This is a genomic window from Paenibacillus sp. P4_E11 (genome assembly GCF_056401635.1).
Genome location: NZ_JBFUIX010000195.1, coordinates 1 through 5269, shown reverse-complemented (window position 1 = coordinate 5269; position 5269 = coordinate 1). Strand labels below are relative to the sequence as shown.

General features: G+C 49.8%; 5 protein-coding genes. All 5 read left to right on the top strand.

Translation table 11 applies throughout. The features are described 5' to 3' along the window. Positions 1-625, top strand: a 625-nt coding sequence (locus AC1DWB_RS30965; RefSeq protein WP_477544945.1) for an isoprenyl transferase, incomplete at its 5' end; no start/stop codon positions are given. Positions 626-645: 20 nt separating this feature from the next. Then, entirely contained in the window at positions 646-1437 is a 792-nt protein-coding gene (locus tag AC1DWB_RS30960) for a phosphatidate cytidylyltransferase (protein ID WP_477544944.1), read from the top strand. Between the two features lie 30 nt (positions 1438-1467). Further along, a complete protein-coding gene (locus AC1DWB_RS30955) occupies positions 1468-2613 on the top strand; it encodes a 1-deoxy-D-xylulose-5-phosphate reductoisomerase (protein ID WP_477544943.1) in 1146 nt (381 codons plus the stop codon). 108 nt (positions 2614-2721) lie between these two features. Further along, positions 2722-3981, top strand: a complete 1260-nt coding sequence (rseP, locus tag AC1DWB_RS30950; RefSeq protein WP_477544942.1) for an RIP metalloprotease RseP — start codon at positions 2722-2724, stop codon at positions 3979-3981. 36 nt (positions 3982-4017) lie between these two features. Then, positions 4018-5269 (top strand): proline--tRNA ligase (gene proS, locus AC1DWB_RS30945; protein WP_477544941.1); only part of this gene is annotated, 1252 nt, incomplete at its 3' end.

The following is a 5269-nucleotide window of genomic DNA, read 5'->3' as shown; positions in this document are numbered from 1 at the left end:
GGTTGCCGGGCACCATGCAGGGATGAAGGCGATCAAACGGATTACAATCGCGGCTGATGACATGGGTGTCAAAGTGTTGACCCTTTACTCCTTTTCTACAGAAAATTGGAAGCGTCCCCGTGAAGAAGTGGAATTTCTAATGAAGCTTCCGCAAGAATTTCTGGCGCTTGAAATTGACGAACTCGTGAAGAAAAATGTTCAAGTACGCATGATGGGGTGGAAGGACAACGTACCGGAGCATACGTTGACAGCCGTAGAAGAAGCGATCGAGAAAACAAAACACAATACAGGCCTCATTCTCAACTTTGCTTTCAACTATGGCAGTCGTATGGAGATGGTTGCAGCCATACAGACAATAGCCGAGGCGGTTCGGCAAGGCTCATTAAGACCTGATGAAATTACGGAAGAGGACATTTCCGCTTGTTTGTTGACCGCAGATTTGCCTGATCCGGATATGATTATTCGGACGAGCGGAGAAATCCGAATCAGTAACTTCATGCTCTGGCAGTTAGCCTACGCGGAGCTGTGGTTTACGGATGTATATTGGCCGGATTTCGACGAAGAGATGTTAAGGCAGGCGGTCAGTGAATATCAACGACGAATACGAAGATATGGCGGAGTCTAGGCAGAGACGGAGGTAGACGCTTGAAACAAAGATTGGTCACCGGCATATTGGGCGGGGCAGGTTTTCTGGCACTTCTCGTTTGGGGCGGCTATGCATATGCTGCGCTGCTTCTGCTGTTAGCTGTTATTGGCATGTTCGAGTATAATCGTATGAATGGAATGAACCCGAGCGGAATCTCAGCCGGTGTTGCACTTATTGGGATGATTCTATTAGTGTTCCCATGGAGCGACTGGACCGACTGGACCCCGAACTGGGAAGCGATTGTGTGGATTACCTTATTTGCTCTGTTCGCAATCACCGTCCTGTCCAAAAATAAAATACAGCTCGATCAAATTGCACTATTGTTCACAGGTGTAGTGTACATAGGGACTGGATTTCATTATTTACTCCTTACTCGGCTCTCGGAACAAGGCTTGTTCTGGTCGCTCTTGATTTGCGTTTGTATCGTACTTACGGATTCAGGCGCTTATTTTATAGGGAAATGGTTGGGTCGGACGAAGCTGTGGCCATCGATCAGTCCTAACAAAACGGTTGAAGGCTCCTTGGGTGGAATAGTCGTGTCGATTATCGCAGCGAGCTGTTTTTCCCTCTACAATCCGGATTTGCTTTCGATTGGACAAGCGGTGTGGGTAGGAGTTGTCGTCGCCATTGTAGGGCAGATGGGAGATTTGATTCAATCCGCATACAAGAGGGTTCGTAATATCAAGGATACGGGATCTTTACTGCCTGGGCATGGCGGCGTTCTAGATCGATTTGACAGCTGGCTGATCGTATTCCCATTCGTTCATTTATTAGCTATACTTCCCATGTAAGTCGAAAGCCGTATAAAGGTGGAATGTAGGATGAAGCGCATAGCGGTACTGGGGTCTACTGGTTCCGTCGGGACACAAACGTTAGACGTCATTGCCCACCATCCGGAGCTTTTCCAAGTGGAAGCACTGGCTGCTGGGAAAAACGTTGATCTGGTCGTGGAGCAAGTGAAACAGTTCCACCCTAAGCTCGTCTCTATGGCCGACCGAGATTCGGCAGAACGGGTCAAGCAGTTGATTGGAGCTGGAGTGAAGGTCGTATACGGCGATGAGGGCCTGATTGAGGCTGCGGCTTCAACTGAAGCCGAGCTCGTCGTTACAGCGATGGTAGGCAGTCAAGGGCTCGGTCCGACATTAGCTGCAATCGAAGCAGGTAAGCATATTGGGCTCGCGAATAAGGAGACACTGGTTAGTGCAGGTCATCTGGTTACCGAAGCGGCAGCGCGCCGCAACGTCATGTTGTTGCCCGTCGATAGCGAGCACTCGGCGATCTTTCAGTGCATGCACAGAGAGTCTGCCGATCAAATCGAGAAGATTGTCCTTACGGCGTCAGGTGGATCATTTCGTGACAAAACCCGAGAACAGCTGCAAGGCGTTAGCGTGAAGGAAGCATTGGCTCATCCGAACTGGTCGATGGGGGCTAAGATCACAATCGATTCAGCGACAATGATGAATAAAGGCTTGGAAGTCATAGAAGCGCATTGGCTCTTCAGCATGCCATACGATCAGATTGAAGTAATCATTCATCCAGAGAGTATCGTGCATTCTTTCGTAGAATTCAAGGATAGAAGTGTTATCGCCCAGCTAGGGTTGCCGGATATGCGAGTGCCGATCCAATATGCGCTCACTTATCCGGATCGACTGAATAGTCCGTCCAAGTCATTGGACTTGGCCCAGATTGGTCAGTTGAATTTCCGCCATATGGATTACGAGCGTTTCCCTTGCTTACGAATGGCGTTCGAATGCGGACGGCTTGGAGGAACGGCTCCGACCGTGTTTAATGCAGCCAATGAAGTGGCAGTATCGAGGTTCCTGCAAGGCGAGATCGCCTTCCTGCATATAGAAGAAATTATTGAACGGGTACTGTTGGCTCATATGCAGACGAATAACCCGACATTAGAAGCGATTGCCGAACAGGATCAGTGGGCAAGAGCAACAGCTTTCAGTCTTCAGTTGTAAGTGGTAGTTCTATAGACGGGGCCAAGCTTGTATTCATATAAGGAATAATGTTAATCTTAGAGCAGGCTTGTCCAGTCTATGGGTTGCTAAGCCCGAAAGGAAGATGTCATGTCACCGCAGGTCATATTTCAGATCGTGCTTCTGTTCTTCGTGCTAGTCACGATTCATGAATGGGGTCATTACTATTTCGCCAAACGAGCAGGAATTCTCGTCAGAGAGTTCGCGATCGGCTTCGGTCCGAAGCTGTTCTCGTTCAAGCGTGGGGAGACTCGATATACACTAAGATTATTACCGGTAGGCGGCTTTGTCCGCATGGCCGGAGAAGATCCAGAGATCGTCAACATACAGCCGGGGCAGACCATTGCCGTGAAGCTGCAGCATAATCAAGTCACACATATATACCTAGATCAACTCGACCAGCGGTCCGATGTCATATTGGGTTCGGTGGAGAAGATTGACTTGGAGAAAGAACTGTTCGTCCGTCTCGACGCAGGTGGAGTCGAATCGTTCCAGATACATCCGGAAGCGCTTATGATCACAAAGGGCAAAGAAACACAGATTGCACCATGGAATCGCCAATTCGGCAGTAAAACGGTTGGACAACGAGCGTTGTCCATCTTTGCCGGGCCTTTCATGAACTTCATTCTGGCCTTCGTCTTATTCGTAACCGTCATGTTCTTGGCTGGGATGCCGACGAATGTGAAGATTGAGAAAGTAGAGCCGAACTCTCCAGCCATGCAAGCTGGTATTCAGGCCGGTGACATCATCAAGACCGTGAATGGAACACAGATCCAAACTTCAACGAGCAAATTAACGGAGTTGATCGGTCAGTCTGCTGATAAGAAGATGGATTGGGTAGTACTACGTGAAGGCAAGGAAACACCGATCCAGGTAACGCCCACTAAGAACGCAGACAACCGTATTATGGTTGGTGTGGGTTTGAACTCAGATAAGCGTAGTACCAGCTTCGGCGAAGCGTTTAGCGGTGGTTGGGACAATATGCAGCTGGCGACAAAGCAAATCTTGCTCGGCTTCAAGATGCTTATTCTAGGGCAATTCTCGCTTGATGATCTTGGCGGTCCGGTACGGATGGTCGAAGTGACGAGCGAACACGCGAGTGCTGGACTTCCACAATATACGTTCTGGGCTGCAGTGCTTAGTCTGTACTTGGGTATATTCAACTTGCTTCCGATCCCCGCCTTGGACGGCAGCCGACTTGTATTCCTGGCATTCGAAGCGGTTCGCGGGCGTCCAGTTGACCCGAATCGGGAAAGTCTCGTGCATTTCATAGGCTTTGCGGCGCTGATGTTGCTCATGATTGCCGTGACGTATAATGATATCCTTCGGCTTGTACGTGGAGAAGGTTAATGGTATTAATAATTCAAAAGGCTTAGGTGACCGCTAATGTCAAAAGATAAAGAAAAGCAGTTCGTCAAGGAGATCACACCACAGAGCGAGGATTTCTCCCGCTGGTACATTGATACGATCAGCAAGGCGGAACTGATGAGCTACTCACCAGTCCGCGGTTGTATTGTGTTTCGTCCGGACGGCTACGAAATATGGGAGAACATTCAACGCGAGCTCGATGCACGGTTCAAGGAAACCGGGCATCGTAACGCCTACTTCCCGTTGTTCATTCCTGAAAGCTTTTTCCAGAAAGAGAAGGAGCACGTGGAAGGGTTCAATCCCGAACTTCCGTGGGTAACGGAAGCGGCGGGGGAGAAGCTGGAGGAGCGACTGGCCATTCGCCCAACATCGGAAACGATGTTCGGCCATATGTATGCGAACTGGATTCAATCGTATCGCGACTTGCCGTTGCTCATCAACCAATGGGCGAACGTCGTTCGTTGGGAGAAGCGCACGTTACCGTTCCTGCGCACGACTGAATTCCTCTGGCAGGAAGGTCATACCGCGCATGAAGACGAAGCAGATGCACGCAAGGAAACGATGCAGATGTTGGAGATTTACCGGAATTTTGTCGAGAATTTCTTAGCGATTCCGGTCATTGTGGGTCAAAAAACGCCTTCCGAGAAGTTCGCGGGGGCAGTCGATACTTACTCCATCGAAGCTATGATGAAGGATGGTAAAGCCGTACAAGCGGGGACATCCCATTACTTGGGACAAAATTTCGCCAAAGCGTTCGAAATTCAATATCTCGATCGGGACAATCAACAGCAGTTCGTACATACGACCTCATGGGGAGTTAGCACCCGCTTGATCGGCGCTCTCATCATGGTGCACGGTGACGATCGTGGGCTAGTACTTCCTCCTAAGGTAGCACCTGTACAGGTGGTTATGATCCCAATTGGACCTCCTAAGACTAGAGAGATGGTTATTGCCAAGACCGATGAGCTGTTCGCTGAGTTGAAGCGCTCCGGTGTACGGGTTAAGGTAGACGCTCGCGAACAGAGCCCGGGCTGGAAGTTCAACGAATATGAGATGCGTGGTGTGCCGATTCGTATCGAGCTCGGCCCTCGCGATATGGAGAATGGACAAGTTGTCCTCGTCTCTCGTGTCTCGGGTGAGAAGCGTATCGTTTCGCAGGATCGATTGGTTGAGGAAGTACGGACGATGCTGGATGAGATCCATACCCAAATGTTTGCCAATGCCAAGTCGTTTATGGAAAGCAACTTCCGCGCCGTAGATTCGTTAGACG